The following is a 2,037-nucleotide window of genomic DNA, read 5'->3' as shown; positions in this document are numbered from 1 at the left end:
GTGCCGCACTGACGATCGGCCCGATGATGTTGGTGGCCAGCCGCACGCGCTGCTGGCCCGTGGCGGTACCTTCGTTGCTGCGGTCGCCACGCATGTAGTTGACCGTCGCCTGCGCCTGTGCAGCCGTCTGCGCGGTGACCGATCCGGTCGTCAGCGCAGCCTTGTAATTGGTCGTCGCGTTCAGCGTCGTCCAATCGAAGCCGATGCCCGCAGGTCCGTCATTGGTGATGACGTTGCGCGAGTTCGCGGCAATGGCGGACAGCCGGGCACCAGCGGTCCAGGTGGGAGCTGTCGCGAACGCACCGTTGCTCAGGATCGGGAATCCTTCGACGTCGCCCGAGACCTTGGAGATGCTGAAGTTGGCCAGGTACTTGTAGCCGCCGGTCGTCAGCTGGCTGGACGAGACGGCCGGGGCCGCGTTCGACGACTCGAGCGCACTCTGGAACACCGAGCGCAGCGCTGCTTCCAGCTGATCCGGGTTGAACACCAGGAAGTAGTTGTCGGGCGTGCCGTCGCCGGTGGCCGTTGCCGCGCCGCTCGCGTCCTTCACGTCCCACTTGCTCGTCGCATCAGGAAGATCCGCGACGCCGTTGGTGTAGGTGACCTTGTAGCCGCCCCACTTCGCGGCGTACCACAGCGGGTCTTCCAGCGCGCCGCCGGTGTTGCCGGTGACGGTGTACGTCGCCATGCTGGCCGGCTGGTTCTTCTGGCAGTTGTTGCAACCGCCGGACGTGTTGACGTTGGGGTGCGCGGTGCCGTCGGTCCTGGTGACCGGCAGGTTGGTCGGGTCGGTGTAGTTGAAATTCAGGATACCGGAGTGGAAATGCACGCCGTCGCGGTTGGTGCCCGAGATCGTGTAGCCGAAGCCCTGCGGGTTGACGGTCGCGTCGGCGAAGGTGGAGGTGGTGACCTTCAGCGTCGTGCCGTTCAGGTCCCACTCCAGGATGCCCGAGGCGTCCTGGTCATAGTCGCCACCCTGTTGCGAGTCTTCCCACACCACCAGGTACTTGCCGTGCGTGGCCGTCTGGCTGACCACCCGAAAGTCGACCAGCGTGCCGTTGCCGGTGTCGCCGGCCGACTTGAACAGCTGGTACGACGGCTGGATGATCGCCTTCATGGGCGTCGTCCCGCCGGTCGTCACCGTGATGCGCGGAACCCCCGGTGCCAGCGCCACGCTGTAGGTGTTGACGTGGAAATTCGGATCGGCGCTGTTCGAGGTCAGCGGCAGCGTCGTCGTATTGCGGATCGGGTTGGTGTGCGCCCAGTAGGCGGCACCCGCCAGGCTGTACGAACCCTTGTAGGCCGGCGCCGTCGGGCACAGGCCCTCGACATCGGACAGGTTGGCCAGCGTCTTCGCCGTGCACGCCTTGTCGTCCACGCTGGCCGTGTGGCCGACGAAGCGCAAGGTGCCGGTCAGGTTTTCACCGGTGCCGACGGCATTCACGTAGCTGTTCAGCGAACCGGTGGCCCCGAGGTCGGCGAACGGTGCCTGCGTGTCGCGGTCGTAGGAGACGACGCTGGCGTTGAAGTTGATGATGTCGATCGGGCGGCACTGCGGCGCGCCATAGGTGGCATTGATCGTCGCGCCACGCGTGAACGGGTCCACCCAGGCCGGGTGCGGCAGGTTCATCGTGTCGCCCTTCGCATCGGCATTCGATCCGTAGTCCGACGCCGGCGCCAGGCCCTTCAGGTAGCGCAGYGCTTCGGTGAACATCTCGCCGATCGGGTTGCCCCAGCTCGCGCACTGGTCGTTCGTGAGCGCGGTCAGCTGGTACGTGCAGCTGCCGTCGGTGGTGTTGTTGTAGCTGCTGTCGCCATATTCATAGCCGAAGACGCGCAGCCTGTTGATCGTGCCAAYGATGCCGACCACGGACGTGTAGGTGCCGTCGGTCGTCGTGTTCACTTCAGGGACGAACGAGGTCACGTTGCGGCGCAGGATGCCGCCGGCGATGTTCCTCGAGAACGAGCCGGTGAGCAGGCCGAATTCGGCCTGGTTGCTCTCGCCGTACTCGTGCAGCAGGCCGATCGGCTTGTAGT

Annotated in this window: 1 protein-coding gene; it reads right to left on the bottom strand. The window is 65.6% G+C overall.

Annotated features, from left to right (window positions below; all coding sequences use genetic code 11):
- On the bottom strand, positions 1-2,037 hold a 2,037-nt coding region (locus tag AC1D15_RS29080), incomplete at both ends, for a pilus assembly protein (protein ID WP_477828754.1).

The organism is Rhizobacter sp. P2_H2 (assembly GCF_056403375.1).
This window is presented reverse-complemented; position numbering and strand designations above follow the sequence as displayed.